General features: G+C 64.9%; 20 protein-coding genes, 1 tRNA gene and 2 pseudogenes. 15 read left to right on the top strand and 8 right to left on the bottom strand.

The window, feature by feature from the left end:
* Nucleotides 1-108 precede the first annotated feature (108 nt).
* Nucleotides 109-1005 (bottom strand): DMT family transporter, encoded by an 897-nt coding sequence (locus AB4Y40_RS04160; protein WP_368686557.1) that lies wholly within the window; start codon nt 1003-1005, stop codon nt 109-111.
* A gap of 337 nt (nt 1006-1342) precedes the next feature.
* Here AB4Y40_RS04160 and acs point away from each other — a divergent pair, with 337 nt between their 5' ends.
* From acs to AB4Y40_RS04140, 4 genes are all read left to right on the top strand, one after another.
* The gene (gene acs / locus AB4Y40_RS04155; protein ID WP_368686556.1) at nt 1343-3325 is read left to right on the top strand and encodes an acetate--CoA ligase; all 1983 of its coding nucleotides are present in this window, start codon (nt 1343-1345) and stop codon (nt 3323-3325) included.
* 100 nt (nt 3326-3425) lie between these two features.
* The gene (locus tag AB4Y40_RS04150; RefSeq protein ID WP_342921918.1) at nt 3426-3791 is read left to right on the top strand and encodes a DUF4212 domain-containing protein; all 366 of its coding nucleotides are present in this window, start codon (nt 3426-3428) and stop codon (nt 3789-3791) included.
* Nucleotides 3788-5806, top strand: coding sequence for a VC_2705 family sodium/solute symporter (locus tag AB4Y40_RS04145; protein WP_368686555.1), 2019 nt, complete (start codon nt 3788-3790; stop codon nt 5804-5806). The genes AB4Y40_RS04150 and AB4Y40_RS04145 overlap by 4 nt, the downstream gene beginning before the upstream one ends.
* 391 nt (nt 5807-6197) lie before the next feature.
* Nucleotides 6198-6560, top strand: coding sequence for a hypothetical protein (locus tag AB4Y40_RS04140; protein WP_368686554.1), 363 nt, complete (start codon nt 6198-6200; stop codon nt 6558-6560).
* A 118-nt stretch (nt 6561-6678) separates the two neighbouring features.
* Here AB4Y40_RS04140 and AB4Y40_RS04135 read toward each other — a convergent pair.
* Nucleotides 6679-6769 (bottom strand) — tRNA-Ser (locus AB4Y40_RS04135).
* 182 nt (nt 6770-6951) lie between these two features.
* On the opposite strand from AB4Y40_RS04135, the pseudogene AB4Y40_RS04130 reads away from it, so the two are divergent.
* Nucleotides 6952-7101: pseudogene (locus AB4Y40_RS04130) on the top strand (porin); the annotation flags it as partial.
* Nucleotides 7102-7187: 86 nt separating this feature from the next.
* Nucleotides 7188-7859 (top strand): nitroreductase, encoded by a 672-nt coding sequence (locus AB4Y40_RS04125; RefSeq protein WP_368686553.1) that lies wholly within the window; start codon nt 7188-7190, stop codon nt 7857-7859.
* A 36-nt stretch (nt 7860-7895) separates the two neighbouring features.
* Here AB4Y40_RS04125 and AB4Y40_RS04120 read toward each other — a convergent pair whose 3' ends face one another.
* Nucleotides 7896-8312, bottom strand: coding sequence for an HIT family protein (locus AB4Y40_RS04120; RefSeq protein WP_069262497.1), 417 nt, complete (start codon nt 8310-8312; stop codon nt 7896-7898).
* A gap of 234 nt (nt 8313-8546) precedes the next feature.
* Here AB4Y40_RS04120 and cfa point away from each other — a divergent pair, with 234 nt between their 5' ends.
* Nucleotides 8547-9710 (top strand): cyclopropane fatty acyl phospholipid synthase, encoded by a 1164-nt coding sequence (gene cfa, locus AB4Y40_RS04115; protein ID WP_368686552.1) that lies wholly within the window; start codon nt 8547-8549, stop codon nt 9708-9710.
* A gap of 67 nt (nt 9711-9777) precedes the next feature.
* Here cfa and crcB read toward each other — a convergent pair whose 3' ends face one another.
* The 5 genes from crcB to AB4Y40_RS04090 all read right to left on the bottom strand — a co-directional run bounded on the left by crcB (nt 9778) and on the right by AB4Y40_RS04090 (nt 15708).
* Nucleotides 9778-10158 (bottom strand): fluoride efflux transporter CrcB, encoded by a 381-nt coding sequence (gene crcB, locus AB4Y40_RS04110; protein WP_368686551.1) that lies wholly within the window; start codon nt 10156-10158, stop codon nt 9778-9780.
* A 181-nt stretch (nt 10159-10339) separates the two neighbouring features.
* Nucleotides 10340-11086 (bottom strand): SDR family oxidoreductase, encoded by a 747-nt coding sequence (locus AB4Y40_RS04105; protein ID WP_368686550.1) that lies wholly within the window; start codon nt 11084-11086, stop codon nt 10340-10342.
* A gap of 123 nt (nt 11087-11209) precedes the next feature.
* Nucleotides 11210-12649 carry a phenylacetaldehyde dehydrogenase StyD gene (gene styD / locus AB4Y40_RS04100; protein WP_368686718.1) on the bottom strand — a complete coding sequence of 480 codons (1440 nt, stop codon included), beginning with the start codon at nt 12647-12649 and terminating at the stop codon, nt 11210-11212.
* Between the two features lie 88 nt (nt 12650-12737).
* A complete protein-coding gene (locus AB4Y40_RS04095; RefSeq protein WP_368686549.1) occupies nt 12738-13718 on the bottom strand; it encodes a hypothetical protein in 981 nt (326 codons plus the stop codon).
* 7 nt (nt 13719-13725) lie between these two features.
* A complete protein-coding gene (locus tag AB4Y40_RS04090; protein ID WP_368686548.1) occupies nt 13726-15708 on the bottom strand; it encodes a primary-amine oxidase in 1983 nt (660 codons plus the stop codon).
* A 207-nt stretch (nt 15709-15915) separates the two neighbouring features.
* Between AB4Y40_RS04090 and AB4Y40_RS04085 the strand changes: the two genes are divergently transcribed.
* The 8 genes and pseudogenes from AB4Y40_RS04085 to AB4Y40_RS04050 all read left to right on the top strand — a co-directional run.
* The gene (locus AB4Y40_RS04085; protein WP_368686547.1) at nt 15916-16932 is read left to right on the top strand and encodes an AraC family transcriptional regulator; all 1017 of its coding nucleotides are present in this window, start codon (nt 15916-15918) and stop codon (nt 16930-16932) included.
* A 314-nt stretch (nt 16933-17246) separates the two neighbouring features.
* Nucleotides 17247-18701 (top strand): APC family permease, encoded by a 1455-nt coding sequence (locus AB4Y40_RS04080; RefSeq protein ID WP_368686546.1) that lies wholly within the window; start codon nt 17247-17249, stop codon nt 18699-18701.
* Between the two features lie 140 nt (nt 18702-18841).
* Entirely contained in the window at nt 18842-20053 is a 1212-nt protein-coding gene (locus AB4Y40_RS04075) for a porin (protein WP_368686545.1), read from the top strand.
* A gap of 117 nt (nt 20054-20170) precedes the next feature.
* Entirely contained in the window at nt 20171-20914 is a 744-nt protein-coding gene (locus AB4Y40_RS04070) for a (Fe-S)-binding protein (RefSeq protein WP_368686544.1), read from the top strand.
* Nucleotides 20911-22305 carry a lactate utilization protein B gene (locus AB4Y40_RS04065; RefSeq protein ID WP_368686543.1) on the top strand — a complete coding sequence of 465 codons (1395 nt, stop codon included), beginning with the start codon at nt 20911-20913 and terminating at the stop codon, nt 22303-22305. Before AB4Y40_RS04070 ends, AB4Y40_RS04065 begins: the two co-directional genes overlap by 4 nt.
* A complete protein-coding gene (locus AB4Y40_RS04060; RefSeq protein ID WP_368686542.1) occupies nt 22292-22879 on the top strand; it encodes a lactate utilization protein C in 588 nt (195 codons plus the stop codon). Before AB4Y40_RS04065 ends, AB4Y40_RS04060 begins: the two co-directional genes overlap by 14 nt.
* 12 nt (nt 22880-22891) lie before the next feature.
* On the top strand, nt 22892-25123 hold the full coding sequence (locus AB4Y40_RS04055) for a cation:proton antiporter (protein WP_368686541.1): 2232 nt from the start codon (nt 22892-22894) through the stop codon (nt 25121-25123).
* Nucleotides 25120-25368 (top strand): annotated as a pseudogene (locus AB4Y40_RS04050) (hypothetical protein); the annotation flags it as partial. The gene AB4Y40_RS04055 and the pseudogene AB4Y40_RS04050, both read left to right, overlap by 4 nt.
* Nucleotides 25369-25395 lie beyond the last annotated feature (27 nt).

Raw genomic sequence — 25395 nt, 5'->3', positions numbered from 1 at the left:
CGCGCGAGGGGCCGGGCGGGCGCTATTGTACAGCGTCGCAGGAGGGGCTCGCCGGGATTCCGGCAGCGCCGCCCGCGCCCCGATGCTTTCAACCTGATTACGGAATGGTCACGAGGCCACCGGCGGCAGGCGCTTCATCTTGAGGCTCGCGAGCCCGATGCCGGCCACCACGCAGGCGAGCGCAATGCCGTGCGCGGGGGTGGGGCGTTCGCCGAGAAACGCGATGCCATAGACGGCCGCGGCCACCGGCAGCACGGCCGTGAACACGCCGGCGATGCTGCCCGGCACGTGGCGTATGCCCATCATCCAGAGGCAGAACGAGAACACGCTCGCCGAAAGTCCGTACCAGAGCGCGAGCCACCCGATGCCAGCGGGCACGCTCGAGAAATCGAACGACAGTGCGCCGGGCAGCCCCACGGGCAGCATCAGCAGAAAGCCGAACAGGTGTGTGTATGCGCAGATATCGAGCGGCGCGAGCGTTTGGGTGAGACGGCGCGACAGGATCACATAGAGCGATTCGCAGCACACCGCGCCGAGCACCATCAGGTTACCGATCAACGAGCTGGCGCCGCTGTCGCCACCGCCGCCCACGTGCGCGAGATTGATGACCGCGATGCCCGCAATGGCGAGCACGATGGAAGCGAGCGCCCGCGCGTCGGGGCGCTCGCGCAGGAGGAGCCAGGAGAAGAGGGCGACCACGGCGGGGATCGTGCTCGTGATGACGCCGGCCGCGACCGCGCTCGTGCGATGCACGCCGCCGAGCATCAGCAGCGTAAACCCGAATGTCCCAAACAGCGCCTGGAGGAACAGATTGATCCATTCGCCGCGCTTCACCTGTTGCATTCTGGAGCGACGCAGGAGCGGGCCGAGCACCGCGAGGGCGATCACGAAGCGCAGCAGCGCGAAGAGTGGAACGGGAATGAAGGCGACAATCGACTTGCCGATGCCGACGTTGCTGCCCACGAGCAGCATCGAGGCAATGAGAAACAGGGAATAGCGATTCAAGCTGGAATCCGGGTGCGCAGTTCAGTTAGCATTCTAAATGTCTGCTTACCTGCGTGCCATGGCGCGCCGCTTGCATGGTCTGCATGGGCGCGCGTAAGTGGCCGGTAAGTTGCTACGCTTAATCTTGCCGGCATGGGTAGTTTGCGAAGATCGCGCACGATCGTGCCTGTATCGCGCGCCCATGCATGCCGGGATGCCACAATGGCGGCTCCCGGCGCAAGCCAATAGCGCCGTGCCCGCATGCGGGCGGCGGCGCACGGAGACGGCGCGCACGGGCATTGAAGATGCTCATGCGTGTCCACGAATTTGACGTTTCATCTTCACCAAGGGGTTGTCGATGTCTGCGATTGAATCGGTTCTTCAGGAACGCCGCGTCTTTGCGCCTTCCGAGCAAACGGTGGCGGGCGCCACGGTGTCCGGCATGGACGCATACAAGGCGCTGTGCGCCGAAGCCGAACGCGATTACGAAGGCTTCTGGGCGCGCCTCGCGCGCGAAACCCTGAGCTGGCAAAAGCCCTTCACGAAGGTGCTCGACGAATCGAAGGCGCCGTTCTACACGTGGTTCGAAGACGGCGAACTCAATGCCTCGTACAACAGCCTCGACCGCCACGTCGAAGCGGGCAATGGCGAGCGCGTCGCGATCGTCTTCGAAGCCGACGACGGCACCGTCACGAACGTCACCTACAAGGACCTGCTCGCGCGCGTGTCGCGCTTCGCCAATGCGCTGCAGAAACGCGGCGTGAAGAAGGGCGATCGCGTGGTCATCTACATGCCGATGTCGGTCGAAGGCGTGGTCGCCATGCAGGCTTGCGCGCGTATCGGCGCGACGCACTCGGTGGTGTTCGGCGGCTTCTCGTCGAAGTCGCTCAACGAACGCATGGTCGATGTGGGCGCGGTCGCGCTCATCACCGCCGACGAACAGATGCGCGGCGGCAAGGCGCTGCCGCTGAAGAACATCGCCGACGAAGCGCTCGCCATGGGCGGCTGCGAAGCGGTGCACAGCGTGATCGTCTACAAGCGTACGGGCGGCAAGGTCGCCTGGCACGAAGGCCGCGACCAGTGGATGCACGAACTTTCGGCGGCCGAGAGCGACACCTGCGCGCCTGTGCCGGTGGGCGCGGAACACCCGCTCTTCATCCTCTACACGTCGGGCTCGACGGGCAAGCCGAAGGGCGTGCAGCACAGCACGGGCGGCTACCTGTTGTGGGCCGCGCAAACGATGAAGTGGACCTTCGATCACAAGCCCTCGGACGTGTTCTGGTGCACGGCCGACATCGGCTGGATCACGGGCCACAGCTATATCGCCTATGGTCCGCTTACGATCGGCGCGACCCAGGTTGTGTTCGAAGGCGTGCCGACGTACCCGAACGCGGGCCGCTTCTGGGACATGATCGCCAAGCACAAGGTCACGGTGTTCTACACCGCGCCCACGGCGATCCGCTCGCTCATCAAGGCATCCGAAGCCGACGCGAAGGTGCATCCGAAGAGCTACGACCTTTCTTCGCTGCGCATTCTCGGCACGGTCGGCGAGCCGATCAATCCCGAAGCGTGGATGTGGTACTACGAAAACGTGGGCGCCAAGCGCTGCCCGATCGTCGACACGTGGTGGCAAACCGAAACCGGCGGCCACATGATCACGCCGCTGCCGGGCGCGACGCCGCTCGTGCCGGGTTCGTGCACGCTGCCGCTGCCGGGCATCATGGCCGCGATCGTCGACGAAACCGGCCAGGACGTGCCGAACGGGCAGGGCGGCATTCTCGTCGTGAAGCGTCCGTGGCCCGCGATGATCCGCAACGTCTGGGGACAACCCGAGCGCTACAAGTCGGGCTATTTCCCCGAGGAACTCGGCGGCAAGCTTTATCTGGCCGGCGACGGCAGCGTGCGCGACAAGGACACGGGCTACTTCACGATCATGGGCCGGATCGACGACGTGCTGAACGTCTCGGGCCACCGCCTCGGCACGATGGAGATCGAGTCGGCGCTGGTGGCGAACCCGCTCGTGGCCGAAGCCGCCGTGGTGGGCCGCCCCGACGACACCACCGGCGAAGCCGTGGTGGCGTTCGTGGTGCTCAAGGCCACGCGTCCGCAGGGCGACGAGGCCGTGAAGCTCGCCAACGATCTGCGCGCCTGGGTGGGCAAGGAGATCGGGCCGATCGCCAAGCCCCGCGACATCCGCTTCGGCGAGAACCTGCCGAAGACGCGCTCGGGTAAGATCATGCGCCGTCTGCTGCGCTCGCTCGCGAAGGGCGAGGCGATCACGCAGGACGTTTCCACGCTGGAAAACCCGGCGATTCTGGACCAGCTCGGCGAATCGCTCTAAACGCCGAGGTTCGCGCGGCGCCTTGGCTGGCGCCGCGCGCCGCATCGATCCCCGCATTGCCCCGGATTGCCGGCCATACGCGTTTTTGCTACACAGGCGCATGGCCGCGCCACACACTACTCCGCAGAACAATCTCAATCCCTTGCCCGAGCCGCCCCCGGTGAGCGAGGCGATGGCGCGCGCGCATCGGCGCTACTGGCGCTTCAATCTCGCGCTGATCGCCGTGCTGATGACGATCGGCTTCCTCGTCTCGTTCGTTGCGCCGCTCTTTGCGCGACAGCTCGCCGGCCTGCGCTTCGCGGGCTTCAGCCTGCCGTTCTACCTCGGCGCACAGGGCGCGATCCTGCTCTATGTGCTGCTCGTCGCGATCTATATCGTGCTGATGCAGCGCGCCGACCGCGTGCTGCAAGCCGCGCTCGAAGCCGACATCGCCATTCGCGAAGCCAGCAAGGCACAGCAACGATGAGGCTTGCGCACCGGCTCATACGCTCCTACGCGTTGTACACGCTTGGCTTTCTCGCCTTCGTCTATGTGATGTGGCGGATCGAGCTTTCCACCGGCCCCGGCATGTGGATCGGCTATGTGTTCCTGTTCGTGCCGATCGCGGTGTACGCGGTGATCGGGCTGCTTTCGCGCACCTCGGACCTCGTCGAATACTATGTGGCGGGGCGGCGCGTGCCCTCGTTCTTCAACGGCATGGCGACGGCCGCCGACTGGCTTTCCGCCGCGTCGTTCATCGGCCTCGCGGGTTCGCTCTACGCGAGCGGCTACGACGGCCTCGCTTACCTGATGGGCTGGACGGGCGGCTACTGCCTCGTCGCCTTCCTGCTCGCGCCGTATGTGCGCAAGCTCGCCCGCTACACGATTCCCGACTTCCTCGGCACGCGCTTCTCGAGCAACCTCGTGCGTGCGCTCGCCGTGCTCGCGACAATCCTCTGCTCGTTCGTCTATCTCGTCGCGCAGATCCAGGGCGTGGGGCTGATCGCCACGCGCTTCATCGGCGTGGATTTTGCCATCGGCATTTTCTGCGGGCTGGCGGGCATTCTCGTGTGTTCGTTTCTCGGCGGCATGCGCGCCGTGACGTGGACGCAGGTCGCGCAATACATCATTCTCATCGCGGCCATCCTGATTCCGGTTTCGCTGATCGCGCACCGCGACGGCCTCGGCTGGCTGCCGCAAGTCGATTACGGCAGCGTGATGCAGCGCGTGGAAGCGCTCGAGCGCGACGTGCGCGGCGCGAGTGCCGAAGCCACCGTGCGCGACGCCTACCGCCAGCGCGCGGCGCAATGGCAGACGCGCCTCGACACGCTGCCGCAGTCGTACGTCGCGGAGAAGACGCACCTCGTCGAATCGCTCGCGAACCTGCGCCGCCACAACGGCCCGCTGCGCGATATCGATTCGCTCGAGCGTGAATTGAACGCCTTCCCGCGTGACGTGGACGCCGCACGCATGGTGTGGACGCGCCAGCGCGACGACCTGCTCGAGCGCGCCTCACCGCCCGTGCCGATGAATGAACCGTTTCCCGCCGCCGACGATGCCGAGCGGCGCCTTCATCAACGCAACTTCCTTTCGCTGCTCCTGTGCCTTTCGCTTGGCACCGCGAGCCTGCCGCACATCCTCACGCGCTACAACACGACGACCTCGGTGGCCTCGGCGCGGCGCTCGGTGGGCTGGACGCTCTTCTTCGTCGCGCTGTTCTATCTGACCGTACCGGTGCTCGCGGTGCTGATCAAGTTCGAGATCCTCACGCATCTGATGGGGCAGCGCTTCGACGATCTGCCGCAGTGGGTCATGCAGTGGCGGCGCGTCGAGCCGTACCTCATCAGCATTGCGGATGTGAACGGCGACGGCGTGGTGCGCTGGAGTGACATCCAGATGCAGCCCGACATGGTCGTGCTCGCGGCACCGGAAATCGCAGGACTGCCGTACGTGATGTCGGGGCTCATTGCCTCAGGTGCGCTCGCGGCCGCGCTTTCGACTGCGGACGGTCTGCTGCTCACGATCTCGAACGTGCTTTCGCACGACGTGTACTACCACATGGTCGATCCGAGCGCGTCGAGCCAACGGCGCGTGACGATGTCGAAGATTCTGCTGCTCGGCGTGGCGCTGTTCGCCTCGTATGTGGCGTCGCTCAACGCAGGGAACATTCTTTTTCTGGTGGGGGCGGCGTTTTCGCTGGCGGCGTCGAGTCTCTTTCCCGTGCTCGTGCTTGGGGTGTTCTGGAAACGCACGACGCGCCTGGGCGCCGTGGCCGGCATGATTGCGGGCCTGAGCGTGTGCGTCTATTACATCGTCTCGACGTACCCGTTCTTTACGCAGCTCACGGGCTTCGCGGGCCCGCGATGGTTCGGCATCGAGCCCATCAGCTCGGGCGTGTTCGGTGTGCCCGCTGGCTTTCTCGTGGCGATCGGCGTGAGTCTGCTCGATCGCAAGCCGGACGCGTATACGCTCGCGCTGGTGGACTATATCCGCCACCCGTAAGGGTGGGGACCTGATTGCCGGTGTGCGGTCGAGCACTTAAAAAACGGGCGGGCGAGGCGATACTGAAGTCCTCTCGTTCCCGCGCCGGTCCTCGAAGCAGTACGCGGGAATTCGGCGTCGGGCTGCGGCCCGACGTCCTTTTCTCTTGCCTGATCTGGTCGATTCGGACTTCCTTCCAACGTTGAGTGTTCAACGACCGGCGGCGCCGCTGTTCTCATTGCGCCCATCAAGTCATCCGCTTTTTGTCCGATAACCAGCGGGAGCGTGCGACGCACGCGTGTCCGGCGCATCCAGTAGATCGCCTTGGCGGCTACGGTACAATTTCGCGCGCCGCCGGCTGGGACTCGCGGTGAATCGAGCCAGAAAAATAGGCGTTTTCTCGGGGAAGTCATTGAAGCGCATTGCACTCAGCCTGATCATTGTCGGCGCCTTTGCGGCGCCCGCCGCTTTTGCCAAATGCTGGGGCAACGACGCCTTCCAGAACTGCGTCGACGAATCGGGCAATTCGTACACGGTGCAGCGCTTCGGCAACACGTCTACGGTCAACGGGTATCAGCAAAAGCTGCCGGGAGAGGCCTGGGAGCAGACCGGCGCATCCATTGGCGACACGACGTTCATCACGGGGCAGGCCGCCGATGGGTCGACGTGGACCGAGACGATCACGAACTACGGCAACGGCACAAGAACGATCTCGGGGATGGATGGGAAAGGGCTCGTGTACAACAAGTATTGCACGGTGAGTGGGTGTAATTGAGGGCGTTTGGACGTGCCTCGCGCACGTTGTTCCCTCTCTCTCGGGCGGGCTATTTGACGGGCTTGAAAAACAAAAACCCCGTAAGCCATTGAGCTTACGGGGTTTCGGCGTTTCGTTCTGGCGGAGAGAGGGGGATTCGAACCCCCGATAGGCTATTAACCTATACACGCTTTCCAGGCGTGCGACTTAAACCGCTCATCCATCTCTCCGGCGGGAGGCGAATTATAGCAGACTCCGCGCGCCGGAGGAAAGCGCCCGCGCGGCGCCTGGCACGATCTGCGCTCGGCAAAGTCTCCGGCGCCGCTCAAGCAACGCAGAAATCGTTCGTTCCCCGCTTGCCGGGCATTCCGTAACGTTGCCGCGCGGTCCTTGCAGCCGCCTCGCAAGGACCGCGCTCGCCGGTTACCAGAAGGCGAGCGGCCGCACACTCGACGCGAAGGGTTCGAGTGTCGTTGCGCAGTCATCGATCGGCGACTTTGGCGTGAGTTCGGGCGCCGACAATCAGGCGCTCGTCGTAGTGGGGATCCGTCACAAGTTCTGACGCCAGCGCGGACCTATGCGGCGAGCGTCGGCAGCCGCACGGGGGATCGCCGATAATGCTTCGGCGATCCCCCGAGGAGAATCTGCTTGAAAGTCAGCGAAGCCGTCACCAGCCGCAAGTCCGTGCGCCAGTTTTTGCCCGGTCCGGTGGATCCCGCCATCATTCGCCGCGTGCTCGATACCGCTGCGCGCGCGCCCTCGGGCGGCAATCTGCAGCCGTGGCATGTCCATGTCGTGGGCGGCGAATCGCTCGCGAAGCTCAAGTCGATCATGGCCGATCGCATTGCGCAGGCGCCGGCGGGCGAGCCGATGGAGTACGACGTGTATCCACGCGAGCTGGGTTCGCCGTATCGCGAACGTCGTTATCAGGTGGGCGAGGATCTTTACCGCAGCATCGATGTGGCGCGCGAGGACCGGCCCGGCCGGCTACGGCAATTCGCGCGCAACTATGCGTTTTTCGATGCGCCGCTCGCGCTCTTTTGCAGCGTGGATCGTCAGATGGGGCCGCCGCAATGGGCCGACCTCGGCATGTTCCTGCAGACGGTGATGCTGCTCCTGCGCGAAGCCGGCCTGCATAGCTGCGCGCAGGAATGCTGGGCGCGCTACGCGCAGAGCGTTGGCGAGTTTCTCGCCTTGCCGCGCGAACGCATGGTGTTCTGCGGCATGGCGATCGGTCACGAAGACGCGGACGCGCCCATCAACCAGTGGCGCTCGGCGCGCGTCCCGCTCGACGAGTTCGTGCAATTCGACGGCATTTAAATCTTATGAATAACTAACGATAGCAATACATATTGCTTACAGAGCGGCGCGAATGCGCGCGGCCAGCGCTTCGAGCTGCGCCATGTCGGCCATTTCGCGCGCATGCGGACGCAGCTCTTCACCCGCGCGGCGCGGAATCAGGTGAAAGTGCACGTGCGGTACGGTCTGCCCGGCGGCGGCGCCGTTGAACTGCGCGATCAACAGGCCTTCGGGTGCAAGCACCTTGCGCATCGCGACCGCCATCTTCTGCACCGTCGCCATCGCGGCGGCGCCGGCTTCCAGCGAAAGCTCATAGATGAACTCGGCGCCTTCCTTCGGCAGCACGAGCAGATGGCCTTCGGATTGCGGCATGACGTCCATGATCGCGAGCGTCGCGTCGTCCTCGTACACCTTGATGCAGGGAGCTTCGCCGCGCAGGATGCGCGCGAAGATGTTCTTGTCGTCGTAGGCCATGGTCAGTCTCTCCAGTTCGGGCGCGCCGTTTGCTCGCGCAGGGGCGATGGGTTTCGTCGAGTTTGCGATTATGGCCCGCCCCGTATGGCCTGTGCGTGTTCCTGCACAATTTTTGAAGTAGGTGCATCATAGAGTTTCTCGCAGCGCGCGCGACGACGAATGTCTTGATAGCAACCTCTTGAATGGCATCGGAGCAAGGTACCAAGGACCCGACTCCTGCCGCATGGAGCACGTATGGCAACGACTGATCTCGAAGCAGCTCAACCCGTTCGTGAGGCCACCGTTTCCGGGGCCTGGCGGTTCATAGCCCAGCTATTGGCGCGCGCTGACGTGAAGTTCAATGGCACCCGGCCGTGGGACATGCGCATCCACGATCCGCAGTTGCCCGAGCGCGTATTGGCGCTAGGCAACCTGGGCCTCGGCGAGGCCTACATGGACGGCCAGTGGGACTGCGAGCAGCTCGACGAATTCTTCGCGCATGTGTTGCGCGCGCATCTAGATGACCAGATCGATCCCTCCCGTCTCGTCTTCTACGCGCTCAAGGCGCGCCTCATGAACCGCCAGACCGTGCGCCGGGCATGGAAGGTGGGCCAGCAGCACTACGATATCGGCAACGAGTTCTACGAGGCGATGCTCGACAAGAACATGGCCTATACCTGCGGCTACTGGTCGGGCGGCGCGAAGACGCTCGACGAGGCGCAGGACGCCAAGCTCGATCTCATCTGCCGCAAGCTGGGTCTGAAGCCCGGCATGCGCCTGCTCGACATCGGCTGCGGGTGGGGCAGCCTTATGAAGTTCGCGGCCGAACACTATGGCGTGTCGTGCGTGGGCGTGACGATCTCGAAGGAGCAGGCCGCGCTCGGCGCCGAGCGCTGCAAGGATCTGCCCGTCGAAATCCGCCTGCAGGACTACCGGTTGCTCGACGAGAAGTTCGACCGCATTGCGAGCGTGGGCATGTTCGAGCACGTAGGCCCGAAGAACTATCGCACCTATATGGAAGTCGCGCAGCGGTGTCTTGTCGACGACGGTCTGTTCGTACTGCACACCATTGGCAAGAACCGCCGCGACACCACGCCCGATCCGTGGATCGACAAATACATCTTCCCGAACGGCGAGCTGCCGACCATCGGCCAGATCGCCGACGCTTCTGGCGGCCTCTTCGTGGCCGAAGACCTGCATAACTTCGGCGCCGACTATGACCGCACGCTGATGGCGTGGCACGCGAATTTCGAGGCCGCGTGGCCGCGTTTCAAGGCGCAGATGGGCGAGCGGTTCTACCGCATGTGGCGTTACTACCTGCTTTCGTGTGCCGGGGCGTTCCGTGCGCGCGACATCCAGCTGTGGCAGTGGGTGTTTTCGAAGAACGGTTTGCTGGGCGGCTATCGGCGTCCTGCCTGATCTTCCCGTCGCCTCGCCGATGCGGCCGCGTTGCGCCAATGGCGAACGCGGCCGTTTTCGTTGCCGATCAGCGAATCAGTGCCGAGACCGTTGCGATGCCAAGGATCGTCATGACGACCGAGGCGCACACGTGAATCGCGATCTCGCCCGCGGCCCAGCCGAAACGTCCGTGCTGCAGATGCGAAACGACTTCAGCGGAGAAGGTCGAAAACGTGGAGAGGCCGCCCATGAGCCCGGTAATGACGAAGAGGCGCCATTCGGCGGAGAGCTGGGGCATGCGCCCGAAGTAGGCGACCGCGAGGCCGATCACATAGCCCGCGATGATGTTCGACGCTAGCGTGCCGAGCGGCAGTTCAGGGTAGAGGGCATTCAGGCGTATCCCGAGAACCCAGCGCAGCAGCGAACCGAGCGCGCCGCCAAGGCCGACGGCGAAGATGGACAAATACATGGTCTGGAGTGGTTGAGGGCGCAATATGAGCCGGTGCGCCATGCGCTGACGGCCCTGTCTGTCTACCGTTTTCGAGCACGGAGTGTAGCACCGGCCGGGACCGGCGGTTTCACGCCACGGCGGCTTGCCCTCAGACCATATCTTGTCCAGCTTCTTTCTTGAACCCGCGCCGGGCGGCGTGTCAGACGATCCCGCCGTTCGCGCGCAGCACCTGGCCGTTGACCCAGCCGCCGTCCGGGCCCGCGAGGAACGACACGACACTCGCAATGTCGTTGGGTTGCCCGAGGCGCTGCAGCGGCGGCATGTTCGCGAAATGCTGGACCTGCTCTTCGGTTTTGCCGCTGAGGAACAACTCTGTCGCCACCGGCCCCGGCGCAACCGCGTTCACGCAGATCGAGCGGCCGCGCAGTTCGCGTGCGAACACGCGCGTGATCGTCTCCACGGCCGCCTTACTCGCCGTATACAGCGCGTAACCGGGCAGATTCATCGCGAGCACGGAGGTCGAGAAGTTGATTACGCGGCCGCCGTCCGCGAGCTTCGTCGCCGCTTCGCGCAGCGTGTTGAGCGTGCCGCGCACGTTGATGTCGAAGGTTTCGTCGTAGATCGCGTCGGTCGAGTCGGCAACCGTAACCGTCTTCATGATGCCTGCGTTGTTCACGAGCAGCGTGGGCTGGCCCAGCGCTTCGGCGGTGGTTGCGAAGAGGCGGCGCACCTCGTCGGCCTTCGCGATGTTCGCTTGCACGGCGACGGCGCGCCCGCCGCCCGCCGCGATCTTCGCGACGAGCGCCTCGGCTTCCGCGCTGCGCGAAGCGTAGTTGATGACGACGGCGTAACCGTCGTGCGCGAGACGTTCGGCAATGGCGGCGCCGATGCCGCGCGAGGCGCCCGTGATGATGGCGACGCCGCGCGAATTCGTGGATGCATTCATGATCGGAGTCCTTCTCGTGAGTGGTGAGAACGGGCTCGATCATGGACGAAACCGCAGCGGCGATCATTGCGCGCCGCCGGGTTTCATCATTCCATTTCGATTAACAATGCTGCAGGGCGGCGCTCAGTAGGCGATGCAGACGGATTTCGTCTCCGTGTACGCGTCGATGATCGCGCGGCCGTGCTCGCGGCCGATGCCCGAGGCCTTGAACCCGCCGAAGGGCAGCGCCGGATCGACCATGTTGTGCGTGTTCACCCATACCGTGCCGGCCTGCACGCCATCCACCACGCGCAGCGCGCGGTCGAGCTGGTTGGTCCAGACGCTCGCGCCCAGACCGTACTCCGAAGCATTCGCCGCCGCGACGGCTTCTTCGACGTCGTCATACGGCATGGCGACGAGCACCGGCCCGAACACTTCTTCGCGCACGACGGTAAGCGGCTTGTTGGCCGCGTTCGCAATCACTGTGGGCTCGATAAAGAAGCCGGGGCGATTGCCGTCCCCGCCGCCTGCCACGATCTCGCCGCCTTCGGCGCGTCCCTGCGCGATCATGCCGGCGACCTTGGCGCGATGGCGTGCCGAAACGAGCGGGCCCATCTGCGTGGCCGTGTCGAAACCCGAGCCGAGCACGGTTGCGCGCGCAACCTGTGCAATGCCGTCGACGATCTCATCAAAACGCGCGCGCGGCAGATACAGGCGCGAGCCTGCCGTACAGACCTGGCCGTGATTGAAGAAGATTGCGCCGGCCGCGCCTTCGATCGCGCGCTGCGGATCGCAGTCGTCGAGCACGATCACGGGACTCTTGCCGCCTAGTTCGAGCGAGACGCGCTTGAGGTCGCTTGCGCATTGCTTGCCGATGATGCGGCCCACTTCGGTCGAGCCCGTGAAGGTGACCTTGTCGACCTGTGCATGGCGCACGAGTGCGGCGCCCGCCGTTTCGCCCTGGCCCGTGACGACATTGAACACGCCCGGCGGAAAGCCGGCTTCGTGCGCGAGTTCGGCGAGGCGGATGGCGGTGAGTGGCGTTTCCTCGGCGGGCTTGAGCACCACGGTGCAGCCGCAGGCGAGCGCGGGCGCGATTTTCCAGACCGCCATCAGCAGCGGAAAATTCCACGGCACGATCGCGGCGACTACGCCCGCGGGCACGCGCCGCGTGGAGGCGTTGTAGCGCACGCTGGGCGGGAACGCGAGCGAGAGATCCACGGTGCTGCCCTCGATCTTGGTCGCCCAGCCGGCCATATAGCGCAGCCATTGCACGCTGCCGCCCACTTCGAGCATCTTCGAGAAGCCGAGCAGCTTGCCCTGGTTGAGCGTTTCGAGCGCGGCGAGTTCGTCGCCGTGCTGCTCGACGAGGTCGGCCAGCTTGAGTAGCAGGCGCTCGCGCGCGGCGGGCGGCATGCGCCGCCACGTGTCGGCTTCGAATGCGCGGCGCGCGGCGGTGACGGCGGCGTCGATGTCGGCGTCGCTGGCGTCGGGCACCTGCGCGATCTCCGCGCCCGTGGCGGGGTTGAATACGGCAAACGTGCGGCCGTTGCCGCTTTCGCTAAAACGTCCGTCGACGAACATCTGCGTGCGGATCGTGTGCGTGAAGTCATGGCGGTCCATTCCGTCTCCTGATTTCTGTAGTAATGCGTACGTTTATTCGGTGAGTGTCTCAGCGTAATTCGATTGCGTTGCCCGCAGCGAGTGCGGCTGAAGCAGGGTAGGGCGCGCGCGTACGGAATCGGCGTGGCGTCGCGAATGCGTATGCGCATGCAAGATTGAGCGTGCCGCCAATGAGGAACAGCGCGTAAAAGCCTTGTCCAAAGCCCCATGACGTGGTGGCGAACGCCGCGCCTGCCAGCATGCCCGCGTGATGGGCGAGGCCGGGACAGCCGGCGCCCGACGCGCGCGACGCTCGCCCACCGCGCATGAGCGTGGGGAGCGTCAGGTAGTCGAGCACGGCGAATGCGGGGGCAGCGAGCGCGGCCCACGGCACGAGGCAATCGAACGTGAGCGCGGCGAGCAGCGCGCCGCGCAACACGAAGAGCGCGAGCAGCGCGCGCCGGTAATCGACGCGATCGGCGAGCCAGCCTGCGAGACTCACCATTGCGACTGACGTCACGACCTGCGTCACGGACATCGCGGCGCCGCCGCAGAGCGCGAAAAACTGGAAGCGCGCGAGCACGCCGCTCGACAGGCCCGCAAGCAGCGCGGGTGCGATCAGCAGCATGCCGTTGCGCCATGCCGGCGCGATGGTATGCGTATGCACCGATCTTGCCGCGCTATCACGCGTGCGCCGCAAGTGCATGCACCCAGCGGCGAGCAGGACGATGCCGCCCAGGATGAGCGGCGTCGGCGCGAACGTTGCTCCTGCGTGAGCACCGGCGCCCATTGCCGCCGTCGTGAGTACGAGTGCGCTCGCGATCGGCACGGTGGCACGCGTGGCGAAGCCGCGCGCGAGCGTGCCCGGGATCAGCGCCATCGCAAGCAAGGCAAGCGCGCTCGCGGCGAATGCGGTGAACGGCGCGCCGGCCTGCATTGCCGCGATCATGACGCCTCCCACAAGCGCGCTCGCGCCACCGGTGATCGACGCCCAGACACACAGCAGGCGCGCGGCGTGCATCACAGCCAGGCGGCGCTTACGCGGCATCATCGCGTGCTCACTGCTTGCTGTGGCAGCACGATTTTGCTTCGGGCGCGTCTGTGCCGTCCTGCACGCTGTGCGGATCGCGCCCGCCCGGCAGGTCCATCGCGGGATTGCCATAGAAGAAGTTGTTGGGCTTGAGCATGAAGCCCGCATACTCCACCGGCATCACGGGGAAATCCTCGGGTTTGCACACGTGCGTGTGGCCGAAGCTGTGCCACAGCACGATGTCCTCGTTCTCCACGTTGCGGTTCGCCTCGATATAGCGCGGCAGGCCGTCGCCGCCCGCGTGCTGGTTCGGGTAGTCGCCGCTCGCGTAGCGCTGCGTCGCGTCGTACGGCGTGACCCACACGTGGCGCGTGGCGAAGCCGCCGCGCTGGCGCACCTTCGAGTTGGGATCGGCGAGCATGAGCGGCGAGTCGTTGATGATGAGCTTGTAGCCCGGGTTCGCGCCCACGCGGTTCTTCACGTTCGGGTTCACCACTTTCCAGAAGCGCCCCGTCTGACCATTGGCGTTGCGCGCCGCTTCCTGCTCCGTCTTGAGCACGCGCCTGGTCGTATCGAACACGTTGCCGTACGGATTCTCCGCACCCATTGCACGCGGCACGAATTCGTGCTCGGTGACGGCGTTCTTCTCGCCGTCCACCATCATGTGCAGGCGCGCGTTGAAGAAGTGCTGATGCGTCGGGCCGCCGAGGTTTTCGGTGACCATTCCGCCCCACGGGTACGTGTCGCCATCGGCGACCGCCGAGGTCTGGATGATGCCCGTGAGCTTGCATTCGAGCTGGATCGTGCCGTCCTGATAGAAGTACCAGTAGAAGCCGTAGTCGTAGTTGCCCACGGTCGCGAAGAACGAGATCACGAGGCGGCGCGAGCGGCGCATCTCGAACACGCCGGTACGGAACTCGTAGTGCTTCCAGAGCGTGCCGTAATCTTCTTCGTGCAGACACACGGCGTTCTTCATGGTGAAGCCGTTGCCGAAGTCGTCGGCGGAGGGGATGTCGAAATAGCGGATCGTGCCGAGGCAGTCGCAGCCCAGTTCGAGCTGGTTCGCGAGCTTGCCGAGTCCGTATTCGCCGGCGTCGAAGGCGCTTTTCCAGTAGTGGTTCGTGGTGGGGTCCGAGTAGGGCACGCACATCTCGGTCACGCTCGCGCGGTAGACGATCGGGCGCGGCGCGCTCTTGCCGTCGTCCCACGTGATCTGATGCAGCACGAGCCCTTCGCGCGGCGTGAAGCCCACACGGAATTTCCAGTTCTGCCAACTAACCTGCCAGCCGTCTATCGTGAAGCTCGGGCCTTCGGGCTGGCTGATCGAAAGCGGCTTGACGGTGGTGCGCGGCTCGCCGAGGCTCGGCGCGTCGTAGTTGTGTTTCGCGCGCGGAATGGGGATGATGCGGCCGTCGTCGATCAGCTCGATCACCTTGTGGGCGAGCAGGTCTACCACGGCGACGACACCTTCGATGGGGTGCGCGTAACCGTTGTCGGTCAGGGACTCGCGGTAGTAGCTCACACAGCGCACGAGGCGGCGGCCATTCTCGTTCGGGCGGTCGAACGCGCCGGCGGAGAACGGATCGACCTGCACGCGCTCGAGTTCATCATCGGTGACGCCGCGCTTTTTTACGGCCTCGCGCCATGCCGTGTCTTCCTTGACGATGCGCTCCGCATTCATGAAGTCTTCGATCATCACGGGCGGCTGGCCATAGGGCGCGCTTTGCAAGGCGAGCGCCTTGCGCGATTCCACTTTCTTCTCGCGCAGGTCCACGACGAGTTCGAGCGTCTGGCTGCGGGTGCGATCGATCGCGATGACGAAGGCGCGGCGCGAGTAGTAATCGCCGTGCTTGTATGCCAGCACTTCCGCCTTGGGCGGCTCGCGCAATTCGGTGACAGGAAAACGCCCATATTCATCGAGCTGCTCGGCGGCTTTCACGATGTCACAGGCAAGCTGCATTTCGGCGAGGCTCAACGGGTCGAGCGGATGCGCGTTCAGATTCGTGTTCATAAGCATTTCGTAAGGAAGACGTTGGGCGCAACAGGGCATGGGACGGTATGAAGAATCCGCATTCGTCTCGTGCGATGTCGATGGGTGAATCGTAGAAACGCCGTATTTTTTTCGCGCTTGCAAAACGCGCCAAAGGGGCGATAGAGTGCGCCAGAGTAGATCGATGGTTAAAACTGTCGACGCATACAGGCCCTAATGGAGCGAGACATGAAAAGAGTGCCTGTCAATAGCGGGTTTCCGATGATTCGCGGTGCCGTGATGGGTCCCATCGTGCGTGCCCTCGACGCCGCTGGTGCGGACTGCGATGCATTGCTGGCCGACTTCGGACTGAGTCGCCGGCAGCTTTCCAATCCCTATGAAATCGTGGCGCTGGGGCGCTATGTGGGCGCGTTCGAACGCGCGGCGCAAGTGCTCGACGAGCCCTTTCTCGGCCTGCGTTTAGGCGCCGAATTGCAGCTCACGGAACTGGGGCCGGCTGGCCTCGTGTTCATGTCGTCGCCCACGCTCGGCGCCGCAATCCGTAAGTTCACCGATACGCTCGGCTCGTGGCAAAGCGCGACGGCCGTCGATCTCGTGAGCGACAACGCCTGGCCGATGTGGAGCTATCGCATCGCGCATACGCAGATCTGGCCGCGCCGGCAGGACGCCGAGTACAGCGTATCCGCCATGTGCCACATGATTCGCCAGGTGCGGGGCGCCGCGTGGACGCCGTGCGAGATTCATTTCGAGCACGCAGCGCCCGAGGACCTCAAGCCTTATTTGCGCCTCTTTCGCGTGCCCGTGCGGTTCCAGCAGCCGGCCAACGGCGTGGTCCTGCACCCGCACGATCTCGACACGCCGCTCAAGAGCGCCGACGTGCAGATGGCGCGCATGATGGAGCGCCACGCCACCGACCTCATTTCGCGCGACACGATCCCGCATACGCTCGTCGACCAGGTGCGCGATCTCGTGACGCGCCGGCTCGCGCGCGAGAAGCTCGTGGTCGGCGATATCGCGAAGGACCTCGGGCTTTCGGACCGCTCCTTGCAGCGGCATCTGGCCGACGCCGGCACCTCCGTGCGCCAGATCATTCGTGAAGAGCGCGAGCGCAGCGTTGCGGTGCTGCGCGAGCAGGAGGGCATGACCAACGCGGCCGTCGCCCGCGCGGTGGGTTATGCCGACGCCACGGTGCTATGGCGTGCGACGCGCAACTGGGGCCGTGGAGGCGCGAAACGAACCCGCTAGCGCGCAAATCGTGAAAGCTGACTGATGGCTTTCGGTAAGTTTGTGGGCTGAATAAAGTACGAATTCCCAGCTCGCGGCATTAATCAGGATGTCGAAGGTAATATCGACCGCTTCAGCGCGGTTAAGTGAAAACCCGCTCCAGCCCTGGCGTACTTTATCGAGTAATTGGCGCGTTGTGCCAGGTCGGCGACTTTATTAGCTGCCTACCATGCGCTCAATCCGAATCGGGAAATTCGATTCGTCGAGCGCCGGAGGCACGCGGTTCTTCATCGTGTCGTATGGCGAACCCAGAACAGACACCAGCAGAGGCAACGATGAACGAACCGTATTCTTCTCCCGCTCACCTCGTTGGAGACAACGCGGCAGTGGACTCACAGCGCAGCCTGCTCGGGCTTTGGCAGATCGTCTTTCTCGTCATTTCCGCAGCGGCGCCGCTCACCGGCATGCTGGGCGCGGTGCCCCCGGCCATCAGCCTTGGCAATGGCGCGGGCATTCCCGGCGCATTCGTGATCGCGGGCGTGGTGCTGCTCGTGTTCAGCGTGGGATTCGCTTCGATGAGCCGCCACATCGTGCGCGCCGGCGCGTTCTACGCGTACATCACGGCGGGTTTCGGCCGCCCCGTCGGCATGGCCGGCGCGCTCGTCGCACTGCTCTCGTACACGAGCATCCAGATTGCGCTGTACGGCCTGTTCGGCTTCTTCTGCACGGTGGTGCTCGGGCCATTGCTGCATAGTTCGTTGCCGTGGTACGCGTATTCATTCGTGTGCCTCGTCGTCGTGCAGTTCACCGGCATTCGCGGCATCGACCTGAACAGCCGCCTGCTCGGCGTGCTGATGTGTCTCGAACTCGGCATCCTGCTGCTGCTGAGCCTCGCGATCGTGATTCATCATGGCGGACCGGACGGCCTCACGCTCGCGCCGTTTTCGCCGCGTCACGTCTTCAGCGGCCACCTCGGCATCGCGGTGATGTTCGCGCTCGCGTCGTTCATCGGCTTCGAGGCCACGGCGATCTACGGCAAGGAGTGCCGCGATCCGAAGGTCACGGTGCCGCGCGCCACTTATGTTTCCGTTACGCTGATTCTCGTGTTCTTTGCGTTCGTCACGTGGGCCATCGTTTGCGCCTACGGCATCAGCAACGTCGCGGACGTCGCGACGAAACAGCCAGGCGACTTTTGGTTCATCCAGTCGACGAAGTACCTGGGCGGCGCGATGACCACGACGATGAGCTTCCTGCTGCTTTCCAGCATCTTCGCGAGCCTGCTGTCGTTCCACAACACGATCGTGCGCTACATCCATGCGCTCTCGGGCGAGGGGATTCTTCCCGCGGTGCTCGATCGCCTGCATCCGAAGTATGGATCGCCGTATCTCGCGAGCTATCTGCAGACGCTTTCGGTTGCTGTGCCGGTCGGCTTCTTCGTTCTCGCGGGCAGCGATCCGTTCAATATCGTGTTCAGCTGGGGCTCGGCGCTCGGCACCATCGGCATCGTCATGCTGCAGGCGGTCACGAGTTTTTCGGTGGCGGCGTTTTTCCGCGCCACGAAGAAGGACACGCGCCTGTGGCACGCTTTCCTCGCGCCGGTGCTGGGCGGTTGCGGTCTGCTCTCCATCGGCATCGTGCTGATCGGCAATCTCGACGCGCTCGCCGGCTCCGATAGTCCCGTCGTGCGCGCGTTCCCGTGGGTCGTGCTCGCGGTGGCGCTGATCGGCGTGATGATCGCCTTCGTGCTCAAGCGTTCGCGGCCGGACATCTACGCGCGCTTCGGCCAATAACTAGACGCCCGGGACGCGCCTCGCGCCAAGTCCTCGATTCGCGCAGTTCCTGACTAGCGCGGCGCGCCCCCTGGCGCCGCGCTCCGGGCGCGCACGTGCATGCAGCGCAGCTGCCTACCTCTCTTAGACAAGACAACGACATGACAAATCTCGTCAAGCGCTCGGCGCTGGCGCTGGCTTCGTGCGCCCTCGCGACTGGCGCACTCGCGCAATCTTCAGTCACGCTTTACGGCACGGTGGACGCGGGCCTCATCTATTCGACCAACCAGCAGACTACGCACGCCGACGGCAGCACGAGCGGCCACGCCAACTGGCAACTGGGCGGCGGCAATCTCGTGCCGTCGCGCTGGGGCCTCACGGGCAGCGAGGACATCGGCGGCGGCACGAGCGTGAACTTCACGCTCGAAAACAGCTTCTTTTCGCAGAACGGCGCGCTATTGCAGGGTGGCACGCTCTTCAACCGCAACGCCTGGGTGGGCGTGGCGAACAGCCACTACGGCACGCTCACGCTGGGCCGCCAGTACGATCCGTTTTCCGACGATCTGGGCGCCTATGTGTCGAGCAACAACTGGGCGACGCTCTATGGCTCGCACTTCGGCGACGTGGACAATCTCAACGAAGCGTTCAACTTCAATAACTCGATCAAATACGTGAGCCCGAGTTTCGGCGGCTTCACGCTGGGCGGCCTGTTCAGTTTTGGCGGCGTGGCGGGCAACTTCTCGCAGAACCGCGGCTGGTCGGTGGCGGCGAACTACGCCAACGGGCCGCTTTCGCTATCCGCCGGCTACCTCGAGTTGCGCAATCCGCTGCAGGCAGCGCTGGGCGGCGAGACCGGCTATATCGGCGACTTCAGCTGCAGCAATCCGAATGCATCGTACTGCGAACTACAAAATGCGCAGCGCGTGAGTATTTTCGGCGCAGGCGGCTCGTACGCGTTCGACAAGGTCAGCGTGGCGCTCAGCTATACCCATACGCTTCTCTCGCAGAGTCTGTATTTCGCTGACGCGGCGCGGCCGCGTGGCGCGGACATCTCGTTCGATATTGCCGAGCTGAATACGTCGTGGCAATACTCGCCCGCGCTGCAGTTCGGCTTCGCCTATATCTTCAACGACGCGCATCCGGACGGCGGCTCGTCCACACGGCTTCACCAGATCAACCTTGGCGCGGTCTACAGCCTCTCCAAGCGCACGGCGGTTTATGCGGTGGCGATCGGCCAGAAGTCGTCGGGGGCGGGTCTCGGGATCGATGCCGCGAGCGGCGCGACGCAGAGCCTGGCGCAGATTCCGAATCTCGTGAATTCGAACACCGACAAGCAGCTTGCCGTGATCGCGGGCATTCGCCACAACTTTTGAGCGAAAAGCCATCGCGCATGATGCGCCGCGGCAACCCGCGGCGCGCACACGCTTGGCGCGACGCCCGCGCCGTTCGGCAGTAGAATGTTCGGGTCCGCTTTTCGTGTGAGCCCGCGCATGAAAGTTGCCTTGTTCGTCCCTTGCTTCATCGACGCGTTCTACCCCGAGGTGGCAATCGCCACACTGGAACTGCTGGAGCGTTTAGGCTGCGGGGTCGACTATCCGCTCGAACAAACCTGCTGCGGCCAGCCCATGGCCAACAGCGGCGCGCAGGCCGAGGCAGCCGGCGCGGAGCGCGTGTTTGCGCGCGCCTTCGCAGGCTACGACTATATCGTCGGGCCTTCGGCGAGCTGCGTGAATCACGTGCGCGACCACCTCACCGCGATCGAGCAGACCGAGACCGTGCGCAAGGTGCGCGAGAGCACCTACGAACTCGTCGAGTTCCTGCATGACGTGCTGGGTGTGCGCGAGTTCCCCTGGGCCGAATTTCCCTGGCGCGTGGGTTTGCACAATAGCTGCAGCGCACTACGCCACTTGAAGGAAGCCTCGGTTTCGGAAATCGCGGGTCCGACCTTCTCGAAGCCGCTCGCGCTGCTCGAACATGTGAAGGGCATCGAGTTCGTGAAGCCGGCGCGCCCCGACGAATGCTGCGGCTTCGGCGGCACGTTCGCCGTGACCGAAGAGGCGGTGTCGGTGCGCATGGGTCAGGACAAGGTGATCGATCACGTGAGCGCGGGCGCGCAATACATCGTGTCGGCCGACATGTCCTGCCTCATGCACCAGCAGGGCTGCGCCGAGCGCATGAACGCGGACATCCGCTTCATCCATATTGCCCAGGTGCTGAACGGAGCGCGCGAATGAAGCGAGTCGAACACGCGAAGCTCGCCGGCACGTTTCTCTCGCGGCCCGAGCATGTCGCCTTCCACGACAAGCGTCTGTGGGACTTGCGCTCGAAGCGCGACGCCCAGGCGCATGCCATCCCCGAATGGGAAATGCTGCGCACGCTCGCCTCGCAAATCAAGGCGCATACGCTCTCGCATCTTGCCGACTACCTCGACCATTTCACGCGCACGGCGCAAGCCAATGGCGTGCAGGTCCATTTCGCGGATACGGCCGAGGAACACAACGAAATCGTTTATCGCATCCTGAGCGAGCGGGGCATGACCGCGCTCGTGAAGAGCAAGTCGATGCTCACCGACGAGTGCGAGATGCGTCCGTACCTGGAATCGCGCGGCATTTCGGTGATGGAGACCGACCTTGGCGAGCGCATCCAGCAGCTCGACAAGCAGCCGCCCAGCCATATCGTCGTACCCGCCGTGCACAAGCTGCGCGACGACGTGGCCGAAGTGTTCGGCCGCACCATCGGTACGGACCCGCACAACAACGACATTCACTATCTCGCGGAAAGCCAGCGTATGAATACGCGGCCGTGGTTCGTGCGCGAGAAGACGGCGGGCATGACCGGCTGCAATTTCGCAGTGGCCGAAACGGGCACGGTGGTGGTGTGCACCAACGAGGGCAACGCGGACCTTTCCGCCAACGTGCCGCCGCTGCACATCGTCTCGATGGGCATCGAGAAGCTGATTCCGCGTCTTTCCGATCTCGGCGTATTCGTGCGCATGCTCTCGCGCAGCGCGCTCGGTTCGCCGATCACGCAATACACCTCGCATTTCCGTGCGCCGCGGCCCGGCGCCGAAATGCATTTCGTGCTCGTCGACAACGGCCGGTCCGAGCGGCTCGCCATGCCCGAGTTCTGGTATTCGCTCAAGTGCATTCGCTGCGGCGCATGCATGAATACCTGTCCCGTGTACCGGCGCAGCGGCGGGCTCTCGTACGGCAGCACCTATGCGGGGCCGATTGGGGCGATCATCAATCCGACCTTCGACCTCAAACGCTTCAGCGCGTTGCCGTTCGCTTCGACGCTCAACGGCAGCTGCACGAACGTGTGCCCGGTGAAGATCAATATTCACGAGCAGATCTACCAGTGGCGGCAGGTCATCGCGGCACAGCACGAAGTCCCGTTCGTGAAGCAGGAAGTACTGAAGATGGCTGGCCGGTTGCTCGGCAGTCCGACGCTTTATCGCGGCACGGTGAAGTCGCTCGAGGGCGCGTTGCGGCGCTTGCCGAATTTCATGCTCTACAACCCGCTCAATATCTGGGGCAAGCAGCGCGATCTGCCGCACGTGCCGCACACGACATTTCATGCCTGGTACCGGAAAAACCGCAAGGGAGGTGGCGATGGCGGATCGTGAGGCGTTTCTCGCGCGCGTGCGCGCCGCGCAACCCGCGCACGAACCGTTGCCCGAGGTGCCGCTGTTCGAAGCGCCCGCCGGCGATCTGCGCGAGCGCTTCGGCGTCGCTCTCAAACTGATGGGCGGCGGCGAGACGCAGGTGCAAAGCGCGGCCGAGGTGCGCGCCATGATCTTGCGCCGCTTTGGCAGCGAGGCGCGCATCGCATCGGCCACGCCGGAGGTGCCGGGCACGCGCGAGATCAGCGCCGCCACGAAACCGGCCTCGCTCGAAGACGTCGACGTGGGCGTGGTGCGCGCGCGCTTCGGCGTGGCGGAAACGGGATCGCTCTGGCTGAGCGAGCGCGAGTACGTGGTGAACGCGCTCGGCTATATCGTGCAGCATCTCGTGGTGCTGCTCGATCCCGCACAACTGGTGGCGGGGCTGCAGGACGCGTACCGGCGCGACGATTTTCGCAGCGCGCGCTACGCGGCGCTCGTCACAGGGCCGTCCGCGACGGCCGATATCGAAGGTGTGTTGATCCAGGGGGCACAAGGGGTGAGGTCGTTGACCGTGGTGTGGCTGCCGGCGCCGTGACGGTTGCACGCCATGGTCATCCACGTCCTTCTCCTGAGCGGCTTCCTTCTGGCGAGCATCGCGCTCGTGCAGGCGGTGAGCCTGCGCTGGTCGATTTCCGAATCGGTCCTGCTCGCCGCGTGGGGTTTCGCGCTGGGCGGCATCTATCTCGTGAGCGGCGAGGCCTGGCCCACGCTCGCCGCGAACTTCGTGATGCCCGCGCTTGCGCCTCGACTGCCGCCCGAGGCTTACCTGTGGATCTTCCTGCCACCGCTGCTATTCCAGGCCGCGCTCAGCGTGAACGTGCGCGAGATGCTCGGCGACGCGGCGCCCATTCTGCTGCTTGCCGTGGTGGCCGTGTTCGTGGCGACCGGCATGGTGGGCGGCGCGGTCCGGCTCACGGGCCTCGGTCCGCTCGCCGACGGCCTCCTGCTCGGCGCCATGATCGCGACGACCGACCCTTCCGCCGTGCTCGCCGTGTTCCGCGAAGTGGGCGCCCCCGAGCGGCTCGTGCGCCTCGTGGAAGGCGAGAGCCTGCTCAACGACGCGGCCGCTATCGCCATTGCCAGTGTGCTGATCGCCGCGATCACGGGAGACGCCGCCCATGTCCCGGCAACGTCCGCGCTGCGCGCGCTCGGCATCGCGCTCGGCGGCGGGCTGCTGGTCGGGGCGCTGGCCGGGCGCGCGTTCGCGTGGCTCCTGCCGGCCCTGGGCGGCGAGGGCAAAGCCGAGATCTCGCTCAGTTTCGCGCTGCCGTATCCGCTCTATCTCCTCGCCGACCAGATGTTGCACGTCTCGGGCGTGGTGGCCGTGGTCGCGGCCGGGCTCGTCATCAGCGGGCTGGGAAGCACGCGCCTGTCGCCTGTCAACTGGAAGCATCTGCAACTGATCTGGGAACAGATTGCGGCCATGGCGGGCGCGGCGATCTTTCTGCTCGCGGCCATGCAGATTCCGGCCACGCTGCGCAACGCGCAGTGGCTCGATCTCGTCGCGCTCGCCGTCGTGGTGGTGGCGGCGTTCGCGGCGCGCGTCGTCGTGGTGTTCGGCATGCTGCCGCTACTGAGCCGACTGCGGCTCACCGAGCCCGTGAGCGCCGCCTACAAGCTCGTGATCGCCTGGGGCGGGCTGCGCGGTGCGGTGACGCTCGTGCTCGCGCTCGGCCTCGCGCAGGACACGGCGCTGCCCGATTCCACGCGCCGCTTCGTCGCGATCCTCGCGACGGGTTTCGTGCTCGTGAGCCTGATCGTGAACGGCACGTCGCTCAAGCTGCTGATCCGGCGGCTGCGCCTCGATCTGCTGTCGCCGCAGGAGCAGGCGCTGCAGCAAAAGGCGGTGCAGCTGTCGTCGATCGGCGTATCCGAGCGCGTGCATATGGCGGCACGCACCTTTCACATTCCTGATGCGATCGCCGACCAGGCCTGCCATACGTTCCGGCGCAGCGTCGACATGAGCGCGACGGCATTCGATTTCGAAGCGGCGCTCTCGGACCGCGAGCGTCTCGTCATCGGCCTCGTGACGCTCGCGGCGAAGGAGCGCGACCTCATTCCGCAGTATGGCAGCGGCATCATTACGATCCGCAATCTCGACGCCATGATGCGTAACACCGACGCCATGATCGAAGAGGCGCGCGTGGGCGGGCGCCTCGGTTATCAGCGCGCGGCCGCAAAAATACTGGCCGATACGATCGAGATGCGCGTCGCGCGCCTGCTGTATCGCTGGCTGCGCGTGCGGCAGCCGTATGGCGACGCGCTCGCCGACCGCTTCGAACTCCTGATGTGTCGCCGGGTGGTGTTGCATCAGTTGATCGTCTTCAACGACCGCAGCCTGACCCCGCTGCTGGGCGAGCGTCTCGCGGCGCTGCTCAAGACGATACTCAAGGCGCGCATCGCGACCGCCGAGCATGGGCTCGCGGACGTGCGCCGCTGCTTCGGCCAGGCTTCGGACGTGCTCGAGCGGCGCATGCTGCTGCTCTACGCGCTGCGTGAAGGGCGCGAACGCGTACAGGCCATGTACGAGGACCGCTCGATTTCGAAGGAGATCTACGATTCGATCCGGCGCGAGCTGGACGCCGCGTGGAAGCTCGCGGTGCCGCGCGCGCATCCGGATCTCGTGCCGGGCGAGGCACACGCGAAGGAGATTCATACGCGCATCGACGCATTGAGCGTCGGCGGCGCCCAAGCCCACGCAGAGCCTGCAAAGACGCACACCGACACCGCCGCGCAGGTGGTCAACGCCGCAGCCGAGGAGCACAGGCCGTCGCCATGACCGAAATCCAGTCGGCGTTGCTCGTGTTCGCGCTGCTGCTCGGCGGCACGGGCCTCAGCGTGTTGTTGCGGCCGCTATTGCCCGAGGAGCATCGCAAGCATGAAACGGTGCAGCTCGTGCAACTCGTGGTCGGCATGCTGGTGACCTTTGCGGCGCTCGTGCTGAGCCTGCTCACCGCGTCCGCGAAATCGAGCTTCGATACGGCGACCAACGACATGCGCGCCTACGCCGCCGACCTGATCGAGCTCGATAGACTCGCGCGACGTGACGCG

The sequence above is a fragment of the Paraburkholderia sp. EG287B genome, assembly GCF_040965595.1.
Lineage (GTDB): Bacteria > Pseudomonadota > Gammaproteobacteria > Burkholderiales > Burkholderiaceae > Paraburkholderia.
The sequence above is the reverse complement of the archived record's forward strand: the minus strand, read 5'-3'. Positions and strand labels throughout refer to the sequence as shown.

What these genes read in the sequence shown, in the direction of transcription:
- AB4Y40_RS04060 (WP_368686542.1), top strand. Translation starts at nt 22,292, where the DNA reads ATGGCGGATCGTGAGGCGTTTCTCGCGCGCGTGCGCGCCGCGCAACCC.
- cfa (WP_368686552.1), top strand. Translation starts at nt 8,547, where the DNA reads ATGGCAACGACTGATCTCGAAGCAGCTCAACCCGTTCGTGAGGCCACC.
- AB4Y40_RS04095 (WP_368686549.1), bottom strand. Translation starts at nt 13,718, where the DNA reads ATGATGCCGCGTAAGCGCCGCCTGGCTGTGATGCACGCCGCGCGCCTG.
- AB4Y40_RS04090 (WP_368686548.1), bottom strand. Translation starts at nt 15,708, where the DNA reads ATGAACACGAATCTGAACGCGCATCCGCTCGACCCGTTGAGCCTCGCC.
- AB4Y40_RS04055 (WP_368686541.1), top strand. Translation starts at nt 22,892, where the DNA reads ATGGTCATCCACGTCCTTCTCCTGAGCGGCTTCCTTCTGGCGAGCATC.
- AB4Y40_RS04145 (WP_368686555.1), top strand. Translation starts at nt 3,788, where the DNA reads ATGAGGCTTGCGCACCGGCTCATACGCTCCTACGCGTTGTACACGCTT.
- acs (WP_368686556.1), top strand. Translation starts at nt 1,343, where the DNA reads ATGTCTGCGATTGAATCGGTTCTTCAGGAACGCCGCGTCTTTGCGCCT.
- AB4Y40_RS04085 (WP_368686547.1), top strand. Translation starts at nt 15,916, where the DNA reads ATGAAAAGAGTGCCTGTCAATAGCGGGTTTCCGATGATTCGCGGTGCC.
- AB4Y40_RS04080 (WP_368686546.1), top strand. Translation starts at nt 17,247, where the DNA reads ATGAACGAACCGTATTCTTCTCCCGCTCACCTCGTTGGAGACAACGCG.
- AB4Y40_RS04150 (WP_342921918.1), top strand. Translation starts at nt 3,426, where the DNA reads ATGGCCGCGCCACACACTACTCCGCAGAACAATCTCAATCCCTTGCCC.
- styD (WP_368686718.1), bottom strand. Translation starts at nt 12,649, where the DNA reads ATGTTCGTCGACGGACGTTTTAGCGAAAGCGGCAACGGCCGCACGTTT.
- AB4Y40_RS04075 (WP_368686545.1), top strand. Translation starts at nt 18,842, where the DNA reads ATGACAAATCTCGTCAAGCGCTCGGCGCTGGCGCTGGCTTCGTGCGCC.
- crcB (WP_368686551.1), bottom strand. Translation starts at nt 10,158, where the DNA reads ATGTATTTGTCCATCTTCGCCGTCGGCCTTGGCGGCGCGCTCGGTTCG.
- AB4Y40_RS04120 (WP_069262497.1), bottom strand. Translation starts at nt 8,312, where the DNA reads ATGGCCTACGACGACAAGAACATCTTCGCGCGCATCCTGCGCGGCGAA.
- AB4Y40_RS04105 (WP_368686550.1), bottom strand. Translation starts at nt 11,086, where the DNA reads ATGAATGCATCCACGAATTCGCGCGGCGTCGCCATCATCACGGGCGCC.
- AB4Y40_RS04070 (WP_368686544.1), top strand. Translation starts at nt 20,171, where the DNA reads ATGAAAGTTGCCTTGTTCGTCCCTTGCTTCATCGACGCGTTCTACCCC.
- AB4Y40_RS04065 (WP_368686543.1), top strand. Translation starts at nt 20,911, where the DNA reads ATGAAGCGAGTCGAACACGCGAAGCTCGCCGGCACGTTTCTCTCGCGG.